Annotated in this window: 13 protein-coding genes and 2 pseudogenes; 5 read left to right on the plus strand and 10 right to left on the minus strand. The window is 53.8% G+C overall.

What is annotated here, in order from left to right; all coding sequences use genetic code 11:
- Positions 1-98: pseudogene (locus BLU89_RS21845) on the minus strand (IS5 family transposase); the annotation flags it as partial.
- A 165-nt stretch (positions 99-263) separates the two neighbouring features.
- Here BLU89_RS21845 and BLU89_RS20635 point away from each other — a divergent pair.
- Positions 264-1,343 carry a Hint domain-containing protein gene (locus tag BLU89_RS20635; RefSeq protein ID WP_074739560.1) on the plus strand — a complete coding sequence of 360 codons (1,080 nt, stop codon included), beginning with the start codon at positions 264-266 and terminating at the stop codon, positions 1,341-1,343.
- Positions 1,344-1,735: 392 nt separating this feature from the next.
- Entirely contained in the window at positions 1,736-3,796 is a 2,061-nt protein-coding gene (locus BLU89_RS20640; RefSeq protein ID WP_074739562.1) for an adenylate/guanylate cyclase domain-containing protein, read from the plus strand.
- 297 nt (positions 3,797-4,093) lie between these two features.
- Here the strand turns inward: BLU89_RS20640 and BLU89_RS20645 are convergent.
- A pseudogene (locus BLU89_RS20645) lies at positions 4,094-4,540 on the minus strand (SLATT domain-containing protein); the annotation flags it as partial.
- A gap of 740 nt (positions 4,541-5,280) precedes the next feature.
- On the opposite strand from BLU89_RS20645, the gene BLU89_RS20650 reads away from it, so the two are divergent.
- Entirely contained in the window at positions 5,281-6,060 is a 780-nt protein-coding gene (locus tag BLU89_RS20650) for a prephenate dehydrogenase (protein ID WP_074739565.1), read from the plus strand.
- A 490-nt stretch (positions 6,061-6,550) separates the two neighbouring features.
- On the opposite strand, the gene BLU89_RS20655 is transcribed toward BLU89_RS20650, so the two are convergent.
- Entirely contained in the window at positions 6,551-7,171 is a 621-nt protein-coding gene (locus tag BLU89_RS20655; protein WP_074739567.1) for a sulfotransferase family protein, read from the minus strand.
- Positions 7,172-8,057: 886 nt separating this feature from the next.
- Here BLU89_RS20655 and BLU89_RS20660 point away from each other — a divergent pair.
- Positions 8,058-8,951: a helix-turn-helix domain-containing protein gene (locus BLU89_RS20660; RefSeq protein WP_143030648.1), complete on the plus strand. Its 894-nt coding sequence runs from the start codon at positions 8,058-8,060 to the stop codon at positions 8,949-8,951.
- Between the two features lie 856 nt (positions 8,952-9,807).
- On the opposite strand, the gene BLU89_RS20670 is transcribed toward BLU89_RS20660, so the two are convergent.
- The 6 genes from BLU89_RS20670 to BLU89_RS20700 all read right to left on the minus strand — a co-directional run bounded on the left by BLU89_RS20670 (position 9,808) and on the right by BLU89_RS20700 (position 19,184).
- A complete protein-coding gene (locus BLU89_RS20670) occupies positions 9,808-10,368 on the minus strand; it encodes an endonuclease NucS domain-containing protein (RefSeq protein WP_074739573.1) in 561 nt (186 codons plus the stop codon).
- A gap of 509 nt (positions 10,369-10,877) precedes the next feature.
- Positions 10,878-13,412: a cation:proton antiporter gene (locus BLU89_RS20680; RefSeq protein WP_074739593.1), complete on the minus strand. Its 2,535-nt coding sequence runs from the start codon at positions 13,410-13,412 to the stop codon at positions 10,878-10,880.
- Positions 13,413-13,632: 220 nt separating this feature from the next.
- Positions 13,633-14,481, minus strand: a complete 849-nt coding sequence (locus tag BLU89_RS20685) for an ABC transporter six-transmembrane domain-containing protein (RefSeq protein WP_074739577.1) — start codon at positions 14,479-14,481, stop codon at positions 13,633-13,635.
- Between the two features lie 6 nt (positions 14,482-14,487).
- A complete protein-coding gene (locus tag BLU89_RS20690; RefSeq protein WP_083347840.1) occupies positions 14,488-14,907 on the minus strand; it encodes a DUF2141 domain-containing protein in 420 nt (139 codons plus the stop codon).
- Positions 14,892-18,032, minus strand: coding sequence for an efflux RND transporter permease subunit (locus BLU89_RS20695; RefSeq protein ID WP_074739587.1), 3,141 nt, complete (start codon positions 18,030-18,032; stop codon positions 14,892-14,894). The genes BLU89_RS20690 and BLU89_RS20695 overlap by 16 nt, the downstream gene beginning before the upstream one ends.
- 3 nt (positions 18,033-18,035) lie before the next feature.
- On the minus strand, positions 18,036-19,184 hold the full coding sequence (locus BLU89_RS20700; RefSeq protein ID WP_074739589.1) for an efflux RND transporter periplasmic adaptor subunit: 1,149 nt from the start codon (positions 19,182-19,184) through the stop codon (positions 18,036-18,038).
- A gap of 66 nt (positions 19,185-19,250) precedes the next feature.
- On the opposite strand from BLU89_RS20700, the gene BLU89_RS20705 reads away from it, so the two are divergent.
- Positions 19,251-19,901 carry a TetR/AcrR family transcriptional regulator gene (locus BLU89_RS20705; protein ID WP_245709814.1) on the plus strand — a complete coding sequence of 217 codons (651 nt, stop codon included), beginning with the start codon at positions 19,251-19,253 and terminating at the stop codon, positions 19,899-19,901.
- 1,081 nt (positions 19,902-20,982) lie between these two features.
- On the opposite strand, the gene BLU89_RS21665 is transcribed toward BLU89_RS20705, so the two are convergent.
- Positions 20,983-21,169: hypothetical protein (locus BLU89_RS21665; RefSeq protein WP_218129441.1), on the minus strand; the 187-nt coding region annotated here is incomplete at its 5' end.

Raw genomic sequence — 21,169 nt, forward strand, 5'->3', positions numbered from 1 at the left:
CGCCGCCGCAGGCTTTCGTTGTATTCAGTCCAGTTGGTCACCCTATACTTTTGCTTCGGGATCTTCTCACGACGAGCGGCGTTGAACTTGTGCGGTATTTACAGCATCCTCGACGAACAGAACGCATCCGATACCAGCGGGCCGAGGGTCCATGCAACAACGCCTATTATTGTGCAGAATAGAACAGACAACTAATTGAGGTCAGGCGAGTGGGTTCAAGTCGCTTAAGTAAAAGCGTCGGCGAATTGGTCTGAAAAAGGGTTATGCCAAACATATTCGGAGCATTTCGAACGGACACGACTCTGACCACGGCGCAGGCCCAATTCGGTGGTGTTGGTACCTCATTTCAAATCTCTGCGTACAATACGATAACGATCACTGATGGCGTTGACCCCAACACCATCGAAGGAGACGGTGTAACCAACGAAACCCCAGACGACATCACGCAAACCTACCTCGGGAATGCAATCGCTTGGGACTACAATTACGAAGTCACGGATGGCACAAACACCTATACGATTGGCGTTTTTGACTATGATTCCAGCGGCAACAACGCGTTTGGTGGCGGGGCTGAGCAAGGGTTCTTCATCGGCTTCATAGGAGATGTCCCTCCCCTCAACACAGTACTAACGATCACGGCGCTTGGTGACGGAGCGTTTGCTAATCCAGTCGTAAATCTGCCTATTTCCGACTTTGTTCCCTGTTTCGTCGGCGGAACGAATGTTCGATTAAGGCACGGTCAAAAAGCGGTCGAGGATCTGAAAGCTGGCGATCAGGTCGAAGTTTTTCATCCCACAGGTGAAGGGCTCGGTTTTGCCACCCTGGTGCGCGTGTTTCGTCGTAGGATATCTATCTCGGAACTGGCTGTGAATCCTAAGCTGCGCCCGGTTCGTATCAGTGCCGGAGCTTTGGGCCAAGGCTTGCCTCAGCGTGATCTTATGGTCTCTCGACAGCACCGGATGTTGGTGTCTTCAAAGATCGTCGAGCGCATGTTCGGGATCTCCGAGGTTTTGGTGCCCGCTGTCAATCTGACTACGCTGCCCGGTGTTTTCGTCGATCAGGATGCCCAGAGCGTCGAGTATTTTCATCTTCTTTTTGGACAGCACGAGGTAGTCTATGCCGAAGGCGCGCCATCGGAAAGCCTGTATACCGGACCGGAAGTGCTCAAGGCCATCAGTGCGGAAGCACGAACCGAAATCCTGAGCATCTTTCCCGAAATAGCCGAACTCGAATACGCCCCGAAAACCGCGTTCCCAATCCCATCCGGGAAACTGCAAAAGCAATTGATTGCACGCCACATCAAGAATGAGAAATCGCTTCTGTCCGGCCACACAGCGCCCTAGAAGCAGAGGTTATTGGGCAGGATGGTCGCACTTCCAGGAACCCGCAAAAAAACCGCCCCACAATGCCTTTCTGAAAACATTGCCGATGCGCGACGCAAAAAGCTTGTTGTGTTGGTTTGCCCCGCAGCGAACGACAGCTTCGACGGGCCGCGTCGCAGCAACCGCTCACATCCTTCAGTGTCTCCTTTGGACCGCACGTGCATCTGCACACAGTATCTGGCAAAATCGCAAAGGTCAGCTAAAGTAGTCAATGTTCAAGCGCCCGCTTTAACACAGTCCTTTGCTGCTACCTAACAGTTGCGTGAGATTTTGGGATAGGTCCAAGAAAGTTATGCCCTCCTTGCAATCTCAATTCAATACTGAAGAATATGAGTAATTTGGCGGAGATTTAAGTGCGACTTAGCGTGGGCATCGCTGTGTCAATTCTGGTGGCTGTGTCTATCGGGGTGTCGACCTTTATTGTCCATTCCCTATGGTGGACGACTGCGCGCGACAATAGCCGCATGCTTGCAGCTGAAATCAACGGCCAGATCGCGAACACTGTCCGCATCGAGGTGGGAGTGACGCTTAGGTCGGCCGAAGCCGCCTGGGCAGCCGTTCGCACGATCTTTGTCCAGAACGTCATCGCGACGCGACAGGCCGACAAGCGCGAGTTTGTTTTTCTGTCGCAATTGCAGGCGCAGCCGAATATCTCATGGATGTTCTTTGGTTGGCCCGATGGCAATTTTTTCGCGTCACACCGTCTAGGTGACGGCGGGCTTGAGATGATTGAAATCGACAAGGGAATCCGCGACCGAATGCTGCGGAAGGATCGCTACATCTTTATCCCCGGTGACATTCAGTTCGAGGAGCGGACCTTTACCAAAACATCCTATGATCCGCGCGAACATACCTGGTTTGAAAACTTCATGGGTCTCAGCTCTGCGGGGTGGATCGAAACGCGCGACCTTCCGGATAGTAAAAAAACCGTTTACGCCTTTGCTGGTCCGATAGACGTCAACCGAACGCGGCAAGGTGTTCTGGCCGTTGCAATCGAAACGGATCGTTTGTCACGTTTTCTCGCCACGCTTGCGCCCGGCGAATTCGGCGCGGCATTTATTCTGAACGCTGACGGCAAAGTTATTGCGGTACCTGATGCAGAAGCGGATGAGATTACCCCGGCGCGCATGGGCGAAGGGAAGCTTTATGAAGTTGCCATGATCTCAGGCGAAAGGTTGTTGGCAGACCCCCAAGCGAATGCCCAGGGCACGTTGACGAAACGTGTCGTCATCGACGGCGTGCCTTATGCGGTGGCGCTGACACCACTGGGGTTTTACGGTTGGCGCGTTGCCACGGTCATACCCGAAGCGGCGTTTCTATCGGGCATCGATGAAACGCTGATAAACCTGATATACGTTTTGATCGGTGTGGTGATCGTCGCAACCGGGTTGGCGATCTGGCTGATCCGAAGCATTGTCGCAAATCCGTTGGCACGCATCGCCGAAGATCTTGGCAAAATCGAACGCTTTGACGTCGAACGCATTGAGCGCAGACCCTCCAAACTGTCTGAGCTTGCCAATCTTTCTGCGGCAACCGCGAGCATGGCCGCTGGTTTGTCCGCTTTCCGAAAATACGTGCCCACCGATCTCGTGCGTATGCTGGTTGCTGAGGGCATCAAGATACAGCCGGGCGGAGAAATGAAACAGATCTCTGTGTTGTTTTGCGATGTAACGGGTTTCACCGGGCTGTCCGAAAAACTTGGCCCAAATATTGTCCAGCTGATGGAGCCCTTCTTCAGCGCGGCCTCTGCGGCCATTACTCAAAACGGTGGGACGATCGACAAGTTTATTGGCGATGCCGTGATGGCGTTTTGGGGGGCACCGCGTAAAGATGCCAACCACGCTGAAAATGCCTGCCGCGCAGCGCTGGACCTTGTCGCTGCCGTGGGCGCGTCCGGAATTGAAGATGAGGCCGGCAACCCCCTATGCGTAAGGATCGGGGTGAACAGCGGCGAGGCTCTGGTCGGAAATATCGGATCAGAGCAGCGGTTGAACTACACCGCGATTGGTGATGTCGTGAACGTTGCCAGTCGGTTGGAAGGGGCCAACAAAGACTATGGAACGTTGATCCTGGTCGGGCCGGAAACGAGGCGACAGGCCGCTGACGCAATCGTGGTCCGCGAGTTGGACACGCTTACCGTGTTTGGACGTGTTGAAGAGCTTGTGGTCTACGAACTGATCGCGATGGCGGATGGACGTGATGGATCATTTGCCTGGATAGAGGCTTATGAACAGGGCCTTGCACATTATCGGACAGGGCGGTTTGAAGAGGCCGTTGCCGCATTCGCGGCCGCAGACCAGGCGCGAAACGGAGACCCCGCCTCAGTCGCCATGATGGCCCGCGCCCAAGACCTGTTAGACAGACCGCCAAAGGAAGGCTGGCGTGCGGTTACAAGCACCAATAAGAGCCAGTAGGTAACATCCGTTTAAGTTAAGGGGCTTCGGGAAAATCCGACAAGTTTCGCGTTGTGTAAGCTCAGCACGCCGGGGACTTCGCTCTCGCAGCGAATGTCCGGAAAGTGGGTTCGACCGCAGCATCACCACGCGGTCGCCGAATGACCGGAATGGGCCGGAGAGACGATCTGGGTAATTCTTGGCCATTGGCCATGCCGCAACGCGGAAGGCGGTTCAGAGTCGTTAGCTACCGCCAGAACCGCCCTTAGAATCTAGCATTTTCTTGAACTTTTCGAGTTCAGCGGTCTGAGCCTTTCCCTAGACCCCGGTCTCCATCACAGTTTCTTCATGGAATGCCGCCGCATAACTTTTGATTATTTCAAAGCCGCTTTCCCAGTCAGCTTTCTCTTCGGCAACCAGTGCCAAAAAGCTGAACCAGCCTATTCGAAACTTTGTGATGATCTGTTCTAATCGGATTTGGGTAGCGGTGAATCTAACATGACCATCTGTTCCACCCATTAGAGAATTGACCGTCAGTACGATAGCCGCCACCGCAATAAGAACATACCCATACGAGTTTAACTGTTGAAAACGGTCGGGGTCCGCGGCGGAAAGAAGCGACGCTAGCAACCCACCAGTACCAAATGCCCAAGCTGCCAAACGACATAGTTTTGAGTACCGCCGCCTGTTAGTTCTTTCGCGGTAATAATACCGAACCTCTGCCATCGCTAGCTTGTCTAAAGCATCGAAAACGGACGCCAATGAAGTCTTGGCCTCTTCTCATTCCCAACAAAGCTCACCTGTTTGCTTAAAGAATTCTGCTAGCCGGTCCACATCTTCTATCCGGCGCTGACTATTCAATATCCCGTTTCTCCTGAGTAGTTTGGAACTATGCTTTTCCATCATATTAGTAGGTAAATCTTTTTTTCTTTGGAGATAGGTTCGATGGCCGATACCCTGCTATGACCTGTTGCGATACTGTTCGTCAAAACAATTGACCATCCCGTCAAAGTCGGCTCCAATGTACGACCCAACATCAACTAGTCACTACAACGAACGCCTGTTTCCCGCTAGACGTGTTTCCCAAATCTCCAAAACATTCGAACTTTCGCAGCTGTAGCGAAGGGCTGTCTTTTCTACTGATCGACAACCGAGCTGCCAAATTGCCGCAAGGTGCACCAATGACGGGATTGCGAAAGTTGCGCTGCGGCGTCGACAGCAGCCGTGTAAGTCCGCTTTGGGCTGCGAGTTCCTGGAACGATTGCGGCAAGGATCAGATGCTGCGCCACAGCCAATGGCTTCCAGGCAGCAATAGCAATATCGTTGACTCTGCTCTATTGGGTGCCTTATCGCTGACGTCATGGTGAAATCGTTCTTCGCATCACAGGACTATTATCCTCAGCTTCGATAGCTGCGGGTAATTCATCATTGGTTTTCCGCTGCCCCTGTCAGCGGTCAACATACAAATCGACCTTGTGCCGGGCGGCAAATTTAAAGGTCGAAAAATGAGCAACAACTGTGGAAGTCAAATCACGTCGCTAGGCATCGTGGGGTTTGGTGCATTCGGACAACTTGCAGCCCTTCATCTTGGCCAGCATTTCGAGATATCGGCCTATGATCCGTCCCCGGGACTTGCCACCGTCGCCAAGCAACTCGGTGTGCGTCTGACATCGGTGCACGCAGTATCGCAGGCTGATGTGATCCTCATTGCGGCACCAATGTCCTCATTTGAGCAGGTTGTCAGCGAGATCGCAGTTGCTTGCAAACCAGGCGCGCTAATTGTCGATGTTGGCTCAGTCAAGGTCGTTCCCGCGGAAATCATGCGGCGGCTGCTACCGAACCATGTAGACATCGTCGCAACTCACCCGCTGTTTGGCCCTCAGAGCGCGGGGACAGGAATCGAGGGTCTAAAAATTGCGGTCTGCCCTATTCAGGGAACACGGCATGCGAGGCTGGCTGCGTTTTTACACAAGGCTTTGGGCCTGAATGTCATCATGACGACTCCAGAATATCACGACCAGGAATTAGCAGTGATCCAAGGGCTCACACACCTCATCGCCAAAGTGCTTCTGAGAATGGGCCCGCTGCCAACGCGCATGACAACGAAGAGCTTTGACTTATTATCTGATGCGATTTCCATGGTGCAGCATGATGCGCCAGAAGTCTTCGAAGCAATTGAGACGGCCAATCCCTACGCCGAGACTGTGCGACGACAGTTTTTCGATTTGGCCGCAAGTTTGAGTGTAGAGCTGGAAAACAGCATCAAGGACACCGCTGTACAATGAAACTGGACAGTGATGGAGTAAGATCTAGGGTGAGCTTCGTCCCCGAACCGTGCGTTCTATTAGCTCCTATTTTTGCGCTTGCAGCGAAAGTCCGCAGAGCGGGCTGCGACGGCAGCATTAGAGACCCAGGTCGAATGTCTGGTTAGGGCCGGATCCGTGTGATCAGTTAATGGCGGGGCGGGGAACCCTTCTGCAACGGCACCAGGGTCCGTTGTGAGCCCCGAGCAGAAGTGTCGAATTTCTTCTGCGCGCGTGCATAACACGGAAATTGCCGCAGGCGCTCAGATTTCAGCACCGCAGGGCGGCGGAAAAACAGGCCATTCGTGAATCGCGCAGCATTTTTGATGGGATATATTTACAGATCGCGGGACAGAGCTGCCGTTCGTTTCTGTTCGGAATTTTGGTCGTATGGCGCATTTGAGGCCGTAAACGAACACGGCGCTTCAGGTGGCTGTTGAATGTGCAATTGCGCGTTTGGGATATAGCAGTTTCAACCAGAAGGCGCGTCTGTAATGGCGTCAACTTTTCGCTGAAACTCATCGGTGGCGTTACCTCGTGGATAGGGCTGGTCAGGGATTGGGCAGCCCAAAAAATCGCACAGAGGGTCCCATCCGCTACCAAGCTCATAAGTCAAAAGGCGGTCTTCCCCGAACTCGGCTTGAATGTCCGCAATGTTCTTTTTGTAAACGGACACCATGTGGTCCCGGTCAGCGATATTACCGCCGAACACGCCATCGGCGATTAGCTTTACTCCAATTGATTTAGGGTCGTCGCTGTTCCGCAATATCGGCAATATGGTGTTGTCCATGCTTTCATACCAAGAATCGGCGTCGCGCACAGAGAGAATGATCTTTGCTTTCGGGAAGTGGGCGCTCAGTTCTCGCCAAAAATAGGCGCCGGGCCAGTCAACGGTAGCATTATATTCGGAGAAGACGTCATCCCAATTCGGTGTTTCCCCGCTGGCTGCCGCGCGCCACACCGCCACGCGCTCAGCGTGGGGCAGCACCTCGTACATATGGTAGCACGGCCCCAACTCTAATATTTCAAGGGCCCTTTTAAGCGACTCGGTGCCTGTACGACCGAACCCCGCACCAATGACTGAAAGTCCCATATGAAATCCTAATAATAGATTTTGCTTATTTTTATTAAGTAGACAAGAAACCACGCGAATTGTCTACGGCACAAAAAGGTTCAGGTGTGGAGCTTGATAGCTTGGCACGATGTCCGGATTGGGCTGAGGCTGTGTGAATACTCTGGCGGTCTGGTGAAATAAGCCGAAAACACCCTCTACGTGCGCTTTCTCGCGCTACTGAGAGAGCTTTTGCACAAGTGCCAAAAACGAGCGCGACGAGAGAGCTCGTGAGCCGGAGTTTTTACACACCTTCGGCTCAGAGCCGCCCGATGCTTACGCGGTATGAACCGGGTTCGCGTCGGAACCAAAACTGCCGTTGGTATATCAAGCCAAGCATCTGATGATGCAACGCTTTAACTCAAGCGCTGACATTCCCGCTTCAAAAGTCACCGTTGAGGCATCTTATCGCGAAAGCTGAAGGGGAACCCAATTCTACCGAGTCGCTGCATGCGACTAAAGTCCGCTTGGCTGGGAGATGTCATCAAGCTGACCTGTACAGCGCATTCACAAATGGTGGCTCCGTTCTAGTAGTCACGATTTCCCATAAACCGGTGGCGGCGCATTGGGGAAACGGGTCCATCGCGTCTCATTCTTCTTGGAGAATTGGTGTCAGGCCTGCGACGGCTCCGGGTTTTCGGGTCGGATGTAAACCCAAAGAAAATTGCGTCGAGCGAACCGGGTAGCTGACTTATGCGACTTGACATGGCAGGTTCCTTTTCTGTTTAGGCGTCCAGCTTGGCTCGTTTGAAGGAACTGGGCCACGGACGTGATCCGCCCGAACCCGTAAGTCATCCGTAAGTCACTTGGGCGATCACCTATTGTCAGGCATATTGATAAGCAGCGGCACTACCAATTCGGAGACAACATGACCGCCCCTTCATCCAACTTCGCCGACAAACTTCGAAGCTATCGAGCTCTCAACGGCAAACATGGTCGAATGTCACAGGAACAATTGGCTGCTTTGCTTGGGTTAAGTGTGGATGCAATTAGCAAATATGAGCGTTCACTGTCTTACATAAGAGGCGACCTAGAACACCTTTTGATAGAAAGGCTCGGATGGACGCGGGATGAAGTTGTGGCTTGCCGTCAGGATTGGGAAAACCGTTCAAGTGGAACACACGCTTCCTACCGAGTTCTTCGCGAACATGAAGTGGCACAGGAATACGGATCAATTGAATTTGCCGATGCCGCAGTTCAGGCCTTGGAACTCGCAAGTGCTCATGAGTTTCCCGACGGGTTCTCCGCATGCGATCCCATATGGGCGGAGATTCTAGAGGATGGGGCGATGTCTGGCGTTTATGTCATGGTTGGAGATGAATTAGCCGCTCATATCTCGCTCATTTTCCTGGATGAAGATTTGGAAGCTAGATTCCGCGAGTGCCGTCTGGTCGAAGCTGAGTTCAGTCTGGGAACCCTTCGACGCCCGGTTCTTCCTGGCGACTACTTCGGATATTGCGCTGGTGTCTACATCGCGCACGAACATCAAAAATCTGCACTTCATCTGCTAAATGGGTTTGTGAAAGTTCTGGAAGATCTCGTGAATAGGGAGGTTTATTTAAAGGATCTGGCCGCCATCGCCGCAAGCCCAATAGGGCATCAGCTCTGCAAGGATCTGAGTTTCCAATTCATCGGTCCACACTTTAACGCCATAGGTCTCGAATTCTGGCGTCTCGCGGGCGAAAACATACCCAATTCTCTCTTTGCCCGACGCAGCCCTGTGCTGAAGAAAGCTTATGCTGACCGTTTCGAAATAACTTAACTTCGGTCTGACAATTGGTCATACGCAAGTGACGTCCAGACCAGAGGTTCAATTATGGGCGATTCAAAGAACTGTATCCTGCGTAATCCTACCGAAGGGTGGATTTGGTGCGCGCTACGCCGAAGCGTTCATGCCGCAGTGGGACTAATCTCGCACTCGGCGAGCGACTTTGTCTGACTTGAATTCGGTGCAGAGAATTTCGACAGCAGTCATCGGCGGTAAGTAGCACGATGACCGCTTCGTCCGCGTTCGGTGAGACCGACAAAACCCATATTTCGCAGTTACAGTGAAAGTCTCCTCTGGCGGGCCGCACCGCAGCAACGGTGACTGCGGTCGAACGGCAGCTCCGGGCTGTCCTCATCGCCGCGATCTGGGCCCTCCAATAAGATGCCGCGGTTGCTCCGATGGCGGCAACGAGCCCTGTATGACCGATGCTGCATTGTGTTCGAATGGCTGCTATCACCAGAGTGGCAAAAGCTTTCAACTACCTCATGGGTTTTGAATGGGGTTTTTGGCAGCGGAAAACTGGCCCTTTATCAGTTGTTCCAAAAACGAGCGTTTGTGGAAGGGACTGAATGCGTGCAATCTCTAAGCTGTCGCGATCACAACGTAGAAAATAGACGCCTATCTATCGACGTCGAAAAATGCACCAGAACATTGTCCAGCCCCTCAACATCATCGATCTTGTTTATCCAATACACATGGACATGAGAGCTACTAGCTTGAGTCTTGGTTTTCCTTACGAAGCCATTATTGATCAAAACAGCTTCGTCCGCTCCATCGAGAATTATGTTTGACGAGATGAAATTATGCTTGTGGCCTCGGTTTATGCCTCCGATTTTTACACCTTTATAGATTATGGCGATTTGCATTTTCCCGCTTGGAATTCGAAAGTGCCTGCATGATGCTGGTGCAGCACATAGGCCCGCATATCTGCGTTCAACTCAGTAACGGCATCTTCAAGGGGAACCTCATTTTTTCGAAATGACTGGACTTCGCCGCCTATGAGTATGCTAGCCTCCACACGTTTCCCGAGCAACTCTTGGTCTGATATTCCCGATGCAGTCATGATCTCCAGATAGTCACTTTCAGGTATTGCGAGAGTTCGAACCTTGTTACCTTTGGCATAAATATCAGTCTTTTCTGGGATTTCGTTTGCCACTACCCATCCTTGCACGATGTCAGCACCTTGTAGCTTAAAGTCCTCTACGTAGCGGGTGACTTGATCAACCGCGTCAGGCTTGGCCTTGTCTTTCTTCACCTCAATCACGTGCTTTGTGCCGTCTTGATGTTGCAGCAACATATCGATGCGCCCACTTGGAAGTGTTAGTTGCTGGGCGACAAGCGAGTATCCGTCGCCAAAAACATGAGTGACGGATCGAGACAGAAGGATTTCAAAGTACCGTTCACTTGCCATTAATGCTCTACTATACTGAAGGTGGCCTGATCTGTGCTCAAAGCTGCGTCGCCTGAAGATAGACCAAAATCATATGGTAATGGTTGCAATGCAACAAGTCGAAGCGCCTTACCGCCTTTCAAAAACCACCGTTTGTTGAATGGCTCGTCGACCCGTTGAAACCGCACCCGCAGTGCAGTCATCCTGATAACTGAAATGCTGCGCGCTGCACCAACGGCAGCTATGACGAGCCGCACCGCAGCACTGCAGAAGGTGAGTGAAGGTCTGGAATGGGTCGGATATGTCGCAGATCGCGTACGCAGCTGTCTCATGCAGCTGCACTTCTTGACTGACGCTCTTATAATGGGAGGTAGGAAACTTCGGCGATTGTCCGAGATGTAGAGATTAGTGACGGTTTTTTTCGAGTGAACAAGCCTCTGATAGGAGTAGACATTCAACGAGACAGAATCCGGCTGGTGCCCGTGAAACACTACTGTTGATTTCGCGGTTCCTTTCTAATTGAGAATCTCTCAAGATATGGTCCCTTTTTCAGAGGATCCCTCTGCCTCATCCAGATCCAACACCGCTGGGTCGATCATGCGCTTGTCAGCGCTCATCTTGACAGAGTTTCGCATGGCCTTGCTTCGCCGCAGCAAGCGCCGGAAACTTGCCTCGTCAAGCATAAGCAGGGTCGAGGGTGCCAACGCCCGCACGTTTACGCGACGGGGCCGTTTCAATAGCATGGCCAATTGCCCAAACATTTCGCCGCGGCCCAGCCGCGAACTGTGCCTGCCGAGTTCCACTTCCACCGCCCCGGAAGCAATGAAGAATACACTCCGGGCAAATTCATCTTCGGATATGATAGTTTCACCTGCGTTGGCATAGCGGGTGCGCAGTGCTCTGCTGAGTTTCCGAAGTGAAGCTTTGTCGAGATCAGAAAATAGCGGAAACTGCCTGACCAGATCCCGTCCTTTGAGGGCGATGTCCAGTACCGGACGCCCTTCAGATATAGCACGTCGTTCTGCCACTTCCTGCATCAACACGGAATAGAGTTCTTCGCCCACCAGGCCGTCCTCGCGCATGACCGCGTATTCACGCTCTTCCAGTCGCAGCGCGGTTCGCCGGATAAATCGCCGCTCCAACTTTTCGGCATAGCCGGGAAATTGCAGCCGCAGACCGTCCAGCGCTGTTTCAACCGCCTCGGATCGACGCGCCAACACTTCATCCAGCAATTCTGCAACCCGGCGGCCGTGGATCCGGCGTATGCGGCCGCGGACGAATCCATCGAGATCCCGCAGGATCAGGCGTTGCATGAGCAACCTTTCAAACCGATCAGTTGTGATCCTGGTCAGTGGGAACGAGATGCGAAGCCGGTTGTGCAGAAACACGGCGATCCGAAAAGACCTGCCGTAAACGACGGACCGATTTGATGCGCGCTGATAACCGATCCGCCCACCGGTCCGTGCGCCTTCGATAAGCCGATCCGCATCGGACAGGATCTTCTCACTCAGAACCGATGACATGGTGCGTTCCCGCATCCGGGCCAAAACAGAGTCCCGCTCTGCACCGGCCAGCGCAATAAGGCCAAGCGTGACCCGGTCACGATCCAGGATCTGCGCACTGTCTTCGGCGGCCTTTACGGCCTCGTCCAGGCGTTCGCTAAACTGTTTGGCTTCGTTTCTGACGATATCATGGGTCAGGTTATAGTTTTCTGCGGTTCGGGACACGTCCTCGCGTACCGATTGCAAGGCGACCGCGACCACTTGGCGCGACAGCGCCGTGTCAAGTGGAGAGAGCTTGTCGAGCCCCAGTTTTGTGATCACCGTGCGCAAGGTTGTCCCCTGAACAATCAGTGTAAACAGCGTAAATCCAGTGGCCAGAATGCCAACCAGGCGCTTGGTCTCAAGCGGAATATGGGTGCTTTCGGTAACAGCAAGCGCCAACGCCAGCGTCACGGCACCACGAAGCCCACCCCACAGTATTGCGGTGCGATATGGGCGTTCAACAGCAGGCGACAGACCGATTGCCGTCAGTAATGGCAACAACCCGAACAGAATTGCTGCCCGTGCGAACATGGCGGCCAGAACCACCACAACCAGCAGGCCAAAGTCGGACGGTCGCACCTCTTCCAACAATTGCGGTATCAGTAATGCTGCAAGAATAAAGATCAGCGCGCCTGCCCAATGTGCCAGAAGATCCCAAACTTCTTGCAGATTTGTCCAGGCGACCGGTGACAAACGACCGGGGCCTGTGAGGTTTAGCGTAAGTCCTGCGGCCACCACCGCAATGACACCCGAAGCCCCGACGCTTTGTTCTGCAATGATGTAGGCGAGGTATGGCAGCGCAATGGAAATTGAAATCTGCGCCATTTCCCAGCGATCTACAAAGGCCATCAGCCAAACTGCTAGGCGCGCCATGAGCCAACCGGTGAGTGCTCCGCCTGTGATCAACAGCGGAAACTGTCCTACGGCTTCACTTAGGAGTGGATCGGGTCTTCCGAGCATGACAAAGCTCATGAATAGCCCGAAAAGAGCGACCGCAGCAGCATCGTTAAGAAGGCTTTCGCCCTCGATTATTCGCGACAGTCTGCGCGGTGCCGAGATTGACCGGAAAATGCTGACAACCGCCGAGGGATCAGTCGTCGACACAATGGCACCAATCAGCAGGCAGGCGGCCAGCGGCAGCGCGCTTACCCAGCTCAGCGCATAGCCAATAGAGAGGGTCGCCACAATCACCGCCACAACGGCCATCATCAGGATGGGCATCCAGTCATCCAGCATCCTGCGCAGGTTCATGCCGAGTGTGGCCTGAAAGAGCAACGTTGGCAGGAAAACATAGAGGAAGACGTCTGACCGGATCGGCAAATCAATAATCGCCTGCGCCCCCGGGTTCAGTGCATCCGTCAAGTCAGTATTGAGAAAGAACGTCGCGCCAAGTCCGATCACAATACCCAGGACGGCAAGGATAACGCTGTAAGGCAGGCGCAACCGTGCAGCCAATGGTTCCGCCACGCCGATTACAACAAAAAGAGAAGTGATGATGGTCGTAATGACGACGATATCCATCATTATGTATTACCTGAGAACTCGAATTAATGGAATCAACTCTTAAACCCGGATCGACCACGTGGAATCAATGTTTGAACCTACACTTGGCCAGACTGTGCAGTTGCAGCGAATGTCAGGAATGACGGGCCGCAGTGCGACACCAGCGCGGTGGATGAACGGCCGGTATGGGCCGAGCTCGACCGTACATTTTTTCTACTTGGAGTAGTAGGTGTTCTGGTCAGCCGCTTTGCAGCCGGGTCGTGATTTCGGAAAGTCGCGACCACGATTGCAGCGTAATCGGCAAGGCAAGGGCTGCTTCCGCGAATTCCCATGTATAACTGACAATTGAAAAGATCGCACCCGGTGTTGCATCCAGGTTTTGCGTTGCGAACCACAGGTTGAATAGAACCAAACCGATCAACAGGATGAAGATCGTACCGTACAGGATGGCCTCGGTGTCCGAGAGCTTTACCTCGTACTTCCGTAGCCTTTTCAGGTGAACCAGCACTGGGCGATGCTTTCGTTTTTCCAGAGTACAGACCTGATGCTCCATTTGCTGATTCAGTTCCCGGTTCCACCTCCAGAAACTCGCCTGAAAAAGCGCATAAACCGAGATCATGCCGAGCAGGACCGCACAGGCTGACACCGCCAGCATTGGTGAGAAATAGAAGAGCAGGACCGCTGAAACGACAAACTGTAAGACACTTGCCATTGCATTTGGCAGAACGTCCTCCAGAAAGTCAGCCAACTCTCGTCCCATTCCAATACGGGCGTTCAGCGTTGATACTGGTAAGTTCGAAAATCGCGACGCAAGCGTGTTACCCAATTCGACGCGGATCGTCCCATAAACCCGTGTATCATAAATTCGCCGGGCTACACCGATTACAGTCAGGAACGCCATCAGCGCACCAAGATGTACGAAGGGCTCAACGATTCCTTCAAGCAACCCATCGATGGCAAAGCCCATGTAAAGCGGGATTAAAACGGTCAGTGCCATCTCGGACAGGATCAGGCCCCAAGTCACACCGACACGCCAACGAAACACGTTCAGTAGCGTGCGAATTGTAAGTTTGCGATCCGTTAACATAGAGCGCTACTGATCATAGTGGATGCGAACACGGACATCGCCTGGCCAGACAGAGGCGGCCTTGAAGCCTGGCTCGTCTTGGGGATTTGGGGCGCCTGTCGAACCGACGCCTTCCAAAAGCTGTGTGGCGGTCATGTTCAGGTCTTCATCCTTGTTTTCGTCATGAAACGAAAACACTGCATATGGACCCGCGTTCAGGTCAGTGAACTCATAGCTGATACTGCCCTTCCGCGATGGGACTTGGGCGTAGTCAATGGCACTCCAGGCGTCCAAATTGTCAAAGGCGCGCGCGTCGTCAAAAACGAGGATCACGATGTTTCCCTTGGCATTCCGGATGCCGTCCACGGTTACATTCAATCCGTCCGCAACAGCTGGTGTTGCCAATGTCGCCATGGCGATGGCAGCGCCCATTAGTTTTCGGTACATACCATTGTCCTTTCCGTATCTGGTTTTGGGAGGGTCGGTTTGAAGATCATGATGATGTCTTCGGCAATTGCGATCAGCACGGGTACAAGTACCAGCATCAGCGCGGTGCCAAACAGCTCGCCATAGGCCAGAGAGATTGCGGCCGGGATCAGGTATTGCGCCTGCTCAGACGTTTCGGTCAGCAAAGGCAGCAAGCCTATCACCGTCGTTGCAGTGGTCAGGAAAATTGCTTTGAAGCGCCCGATACCCGCGCTGTTCAAGGCCAGGTTCACGGGCTGACCCTCGTCACGGGCTTGGTTGTAGCGTGTGATCATAACGAGGCTGTCGTTCACGATCACACCGGTCAATGCCAGCATGCCAAAAAACGAGAACAGCGAAATCGATACACCCATGATCAGGTGGCCGACGGCGGCTGCAATGAAGCCAAAGGGCACGATGGCCAGAATGACGAATGGTTGCCAGTAGCTTTTCAACGGTACGGCCATCAGCACATAGATCAGCACCGCCGCCAATAACAGCGCGTGTCTCAATCCGTCGCTGATGTCAGACATCTCCTCCAACTCGCCAGCCGGCAGGACAGTCACAGTCGGGTATTTTTCCCAAAGTCTGGGAACCAGTTGTTCGAATACCGCCTGTCCAACTTCTTCTGGCGCGACAAGATTGCGGTTGATTGAGGCTGCCACAATATTCATGCGTTTGCCGTCGCGGCGGTTGACGATGCCAGAGGCATAGGTCCCTTCGATTTCGGCAACCGTTTCCAGCGGTACCCATGCACCGGATGCGCTCCGTAATCGGGTTTGCATCAAGTCGGCAAGCGTGTCGCGATTTTCTTGCGCATTCTGTACGAGCACGCGAATTTCCGAGCCATCACGCCTGACCTTGGCCACTTCGGCCCCGCCGAACCCATAGCCGATTTGTTTGGCAAGGGTCTCTGCATTGAACCCAAGTTGCCGCGCATCCGGACGCACTCGTAACCTCAGTTCTGGCTGACCACCGGCAAGCCCGTCGCGGACATTTTCCACGCCTTCGATTTGGGATAAAAAGGCCTTCATCTCAGCGCTGGCCTGCCGCAGCAAATCCTCGTCTTTTGAAGCCAACCGAATGCGAAACCCTCCGGCAAGCGCTTCGGACCCGGTGAACTCCAACTCCGTCGCACCTTCGACTTCGCCAACCCGTTCGCGCCAGTCCCGCACCACCTTCAGGATCGGAACCTCTGGACGATCGGCCACCGGGATCATCTCGGCATAGATCTGAGCACTGACTGCACTATTGATGATGGTGAACACAGTTTGAACTGGCGGCGTGGTCATACCGGCGTCTTCGGCAAGCTCTGCGTTCAGATCGTTCAGTTTGCTTTCAATCCGGTCTATGTTCGAGCGGGTCAGCGCAAAGGGCGCACGGGCGTCCATTTCAAGATTCACGGTAATAATCTGACCGGGGACTTCGGGGAAGAACACCGTCCTAACTTTGCCCTTATACATAAGGCCAAGTCCCAGCATTGCGGCAGCGATGAACAGGATCAGCACGGCGTAGCGATGGCGCACTGCAGCGACGAGCATAGGTTGGTAGATATGGTCCCGGACCCAGTACAACCCACCCTGCGCCGCGTCCTGTACACGCCCCCAGAGGCGGGTCAGCAGATATCGGCGTTCTCGTCCCATCGAAACCTGTGCCAGATGGGCTGGCAGGATGAATTTGCTTTCGATGAGCGAGAAGATCAGCGTCAGGATCACGATCCCCGAAAATCCGGCCAGCACTTTGCCCAGCGGGTTGTCGATCAGCAGCATCGGAAAGAAAGCCGCGATCGTGGTTAGTACGCCAAACACAGTGGCGACGGCTACGCGGTGAACGGCGCGCTCTGTGTCTTTGATCGGATCTTTACCGTTGCGGCGTTCCTCAAAGACGCTTTCACCGACGACGACGGCATCATCGACCAGGATGCCCAACGCGATGATCAGACCGAATGTGGTCACGTCGTTCAGCGAATAGTCCACCCATTTCGAGCCCGAGACTGCAATCGCCCCCATGACCGAAACTGGAATGCCCATCGCGACCCAGAAGGCCAGCCGCACGTTCAGAAAGATCGACAGCATGAGGGTCACAAGGATCAGGCCTTGCACACCGTTCGATCTCAACAGCGCCAGCCGGTCCGCGATGTAGCCAGCGCTATCCCCCCACACCTCAATCTGAATTTGCGCCGGTAGTTGCCGGCTGAACCCCTCCACCGTGCTGCGTACAACATTGCTGATCTCAAGCAGGTTTTCTTTCTGTCCGACCAGAACCTCCATGCCCACGGTCGGCTTCCCGTTCAATCGAAACAGGTATTCGCCATCCTGAAATCCATCTTCGATAGTGGCAATATCACCTAGAGGTACAAACGATCCGTCGCCGCGTTCGATGATGGGCAGAGCCGCATATTCCGGTCCGTACCTTGCCCGGTCATCGGCTCGCAGAAAGATAGTCCCGCCTTCTGTACGCAACCGACCGGCCTGAAATGTCAGCGAGTTCTGTTCAATCGTTCGGGTAACATCCGCGACGGTCAGGCCGTAGTGTCGCAATCGCGCCGGGTCGATTTCGATGCGCAATTCACGTGGGATCAACCCCCAGATTTGCAAACGGGACAATTTCGGCTGGGCCAGCAGCTCTTCCTTGAGGCGCTTTGCCAAGGTTTGCAGTGTGGCTGGATCGGTTTCACCGTACATATTCAAATAGAGTGCCGGGAAATCAAAGCCTGATGCTTCGATCACGGGTCGGCGCGCTCTTTCAGGCAGGTCGGTCAACCCGTCGATACGAATGCGCACCCGATCCAGGATAGCCTGCAGTTTCTCACCGCCTGCGCGACGGACCGTGACCAAGCTGAGATCGTTTTCAGACTGTGATGTAATGCTGCGCACGCCTTCCAGCCCTTCAAGGGCTTGCTCAACCTTCTGCGTGACCAACTCATCCACTTGTTCGGCTGTCGCTTCCGGAAATTCTATCGCGATGGTAACGTTTTCCGGCGGGATGCGTGGGAAGCCTTCGATGCGTATATTCAGCAGCGTCTGCACCCCAAGGAAAAGGATCAGGGCCATCATCAGGTTGGCGGCGACCGGGTTGCGGATGAACCAGGATGTCAGGGTGTGCATGACTTAGCCCTCATCCAATAACGGCGTCACGCGTTGACCCGGCAAAAACGAAGCCAGCGGAGTTTTTGCCACGCGCCAAGGGCCTGACCCTTCCGGCGCCGAGATTGTGATTGTGCCCTCGTTTCGGAACAATATGTCCGGGTTGATCCGTTGCAGATGCTCATCGTTCCCGACCAGCCAAATAAACCCGGCACGGGTCAGTGTGCTTTCCGGCAGGGTCAGTGTGTCTGAAATCATACGTCCTGGAAGCCGAACCTTTAGGAAATCGCCTGCCAGTATCTGATCATCGGGTGAGGTGACGTCTAGAAAGACCCGCACCTGTCGTGTGTTCTGATCCAGAAACCCACCTCCACGACGGACCTGAGCCTTTCCCAACACCGCCCCAGAGCGATGTATCAGGTTTGCCTTCGCCCCGGATACCGGATGATCAAGAAGCGCCCAATCCGCCTGACTGAATTCGGCAACCAGTTCGAATTGCCTGTCGTCGGATATGTGCAAGAGCGCATCGCCCGGAGCGACCGTTTGACCAAGGCTGGCAAAGCGACGCGTGACAAAGCCCGAAAACGGCGCGACCACATCAGTTTCCGCAAGTTCGGTTCGTGCTGCGTTCAGGCGCGCCTCGGCTGCCACAACGATCTTTTCCGCAACGCGCAGTTGCGGCAGATTCAGTGCCAGATCAGTTGGCGGTTCCACCTCATCCCGGTCGAACTGGCGTCTCGCAACGGTGACATTGTTCTGCGCGCGCAGGAGCCCCAGTTTCGCCTGTTCAAGCTCCACCTCCGCTGCGGCGACGGCGCTGTCGTAAGGCGCTTTCTCGATCGAGAATAAAGGGCTCTCCCGTTCCACCTTTGCCCCAGACAACGCGGCGTCATGAACGGCAATGATCCGCCCGGATACGGCCGATTTCAGTTCGGCATCCCAGCGGGGGCGAACCTCGGCGAAGGCGGAAATTTGCGCCTGTACCCTCTTGGGGGGCATTGTAACCACGGAAACAACAGGCGGTTGTGGCATAGTCGTTGTCGCCTGAACGTCAATTGTGTCTTCGGTGTCGAACAGTAGGATAACAATTGCGACCAGCAGCAGCAGAGCAAGCACGATCCATAGCCATCGGCGTTTCGGATTTTGTGGCGGTCCCGCGAGTTTTTCAGTCATGAAACGGCCTTTCTCAGCGCAATCGAATCCATTGTCCTTGCAGGTGTGGATAAGATGTTATATACTATGAACGATCGTTCGTTCAATATAGAGATTGAAAAAATGTCAAAAGATGAGAAGGCAGGCTTGGCTCGAAAGAGGGCAACGGCAAAAAGGCGCGATCAAATTTTGGAAGCTGCAGTCATGTGTTTTCTCGAGCGCGGGTATCACCAGACCGGTGTTCGCGACATTGCGACCCGGGCGGGTATCAGCCTTGGAAATCTTTACAACCACTTTCGCGGAAAACATGATGTGCTTGTTGAAATCGCTATGCTGGAGCGACGTGACCTGGAGCGGTTTCTTGTCATTCTTAGTTCTGGATCATCCGCACCGGCGATTTTGAAGAATTTCATCGGCGCTTACGCCAAATATCTGGCTGCGCCAGAAAATGTTATCCTTACGTTGGAAATCTCGAGCGAAGCCATTCGCCAGCCAGATATTGCGCAGTTATTTGTAGAGAACCGTGCAATGCTCACCGACGCGCTCGAAGCAATTGTGCAGCGAGGGATAGAGGAAGGAGATTTGCGCACCGTTCCGGACCCACTTCAGGCCTCGCAATTGATCATAGAGGTCCTGGAAGGCAGCGCGTATCGAAGTGTGCTGTCAGAAACGCCTATGACTGCGATAATTGGTTGTGTGGAGGATTTTGTTATGAGTTCGCTCCTGGCACAGCAATGACATATTTTTGCAAGCTGTATGAGCGCTCGTGAAAGTCTGCTTTCAGGAACCGCAGTGCAGCGACGGGTGGGATGACGAATGTCTCTTTTGGGCCGACCCTGTTGAAGCATTTATCTGACAGACGAACATGCTGCGCTGATCTAATGCGGCTCCGAGCCCAGAGTCACGGATGCTGCACGTCGCGCGAAAGTCTGCTCAGCTCAACATGGCAGTCTTATCGACCGACGGAGATGTAGCGCATGCGCCCTCTCTAAGAGCGGCCTCGCTTCGAGCAATCGGGAGCGGTTGGCAAACTTCCCTGAAGGGAAAACCGCCTGCTCTGCTATGTCAGTCAGTAAGGTTGTGTGTTTTGGAAAGGCCAGGCTCGCAATCTGCAAACATGGCCAAATATCTCTGCTGTAGACACCGCGCCGCAACATCTCTCCTTCAGCTAAAGAGCGAATGATACGCTTAGCGAGCCATCCGTTGATTTGACGCCTTTCTCCTTCAGAACTCGACCAATCCAATGGTTGGAGCGGCCACCAGCGTCTGAGTCCCCGTAGATGAGCGATGACGACCGGCCCCATTGTGGGTTCTGGCAGATCACTAAGATAATCAGGACCCACAATGGTAAATCCGCTATGCCCCAAAGCGAAGCGCGGCCATGCACCGCTCTTTGGGTCGTTGAACCTTTCTGAGGGAACTAGACCGAGTTCCACTTCTAAAGGCAGTTGCGGCAGGGCCTTTAGCGACGGCAAATTCGGCCGCTTGTGTGATATCAACATCAAGTCGATATCAGCGGGTGACCTGCCTCCCCGCGCGAGTGAACCGCGCAGCACGATTGAAAGCTCTGTGTCCCCGATTTGGGAATATAAAGCCTTCGCGAACTCAGTGACGAGACTTCCCATGCGACCAACCGGAGGAGAGCCAAGGCGTGGTAACTCGCCTTTTTGGTTTGCTCGGACAAGCTTTCCAAGCGGGCGCAACCTGCTGTTCCTGAGACTGAGTACCATTCTATCGACTTCGAAAAAGGTCTATTTCTTTTATCCTAAGGCGAGACGATGGAAAGCACTACCGCCGGAACCAGTGATCCAAATGCAGTTTATTTTTGCTCAGTTTGTCCATTGCGGTCATTGGTTTGGCGGCAGCGAACGGCAGCAAGGTCCGGCATTACGCGAATTCTGGCAGCCTTTGGATTTTGCGCTCGCAGCGAACGGCCTGTGTGGATAGCTCCTGCATAGCAAGACATTTTTGAAAGTAATTTCGCACTGGTCAGAAGCAGACGTGTG

The organism is Ruegeria halocynthiae, from assembly GCF_900106805.1.
Lineage (GTDB): Bacteria > Pseudomonadota > Alphaproteobacteria > Rhodobacterales > Rhodobacteraceae > Ruegeria > Ruegeria halocynthiae.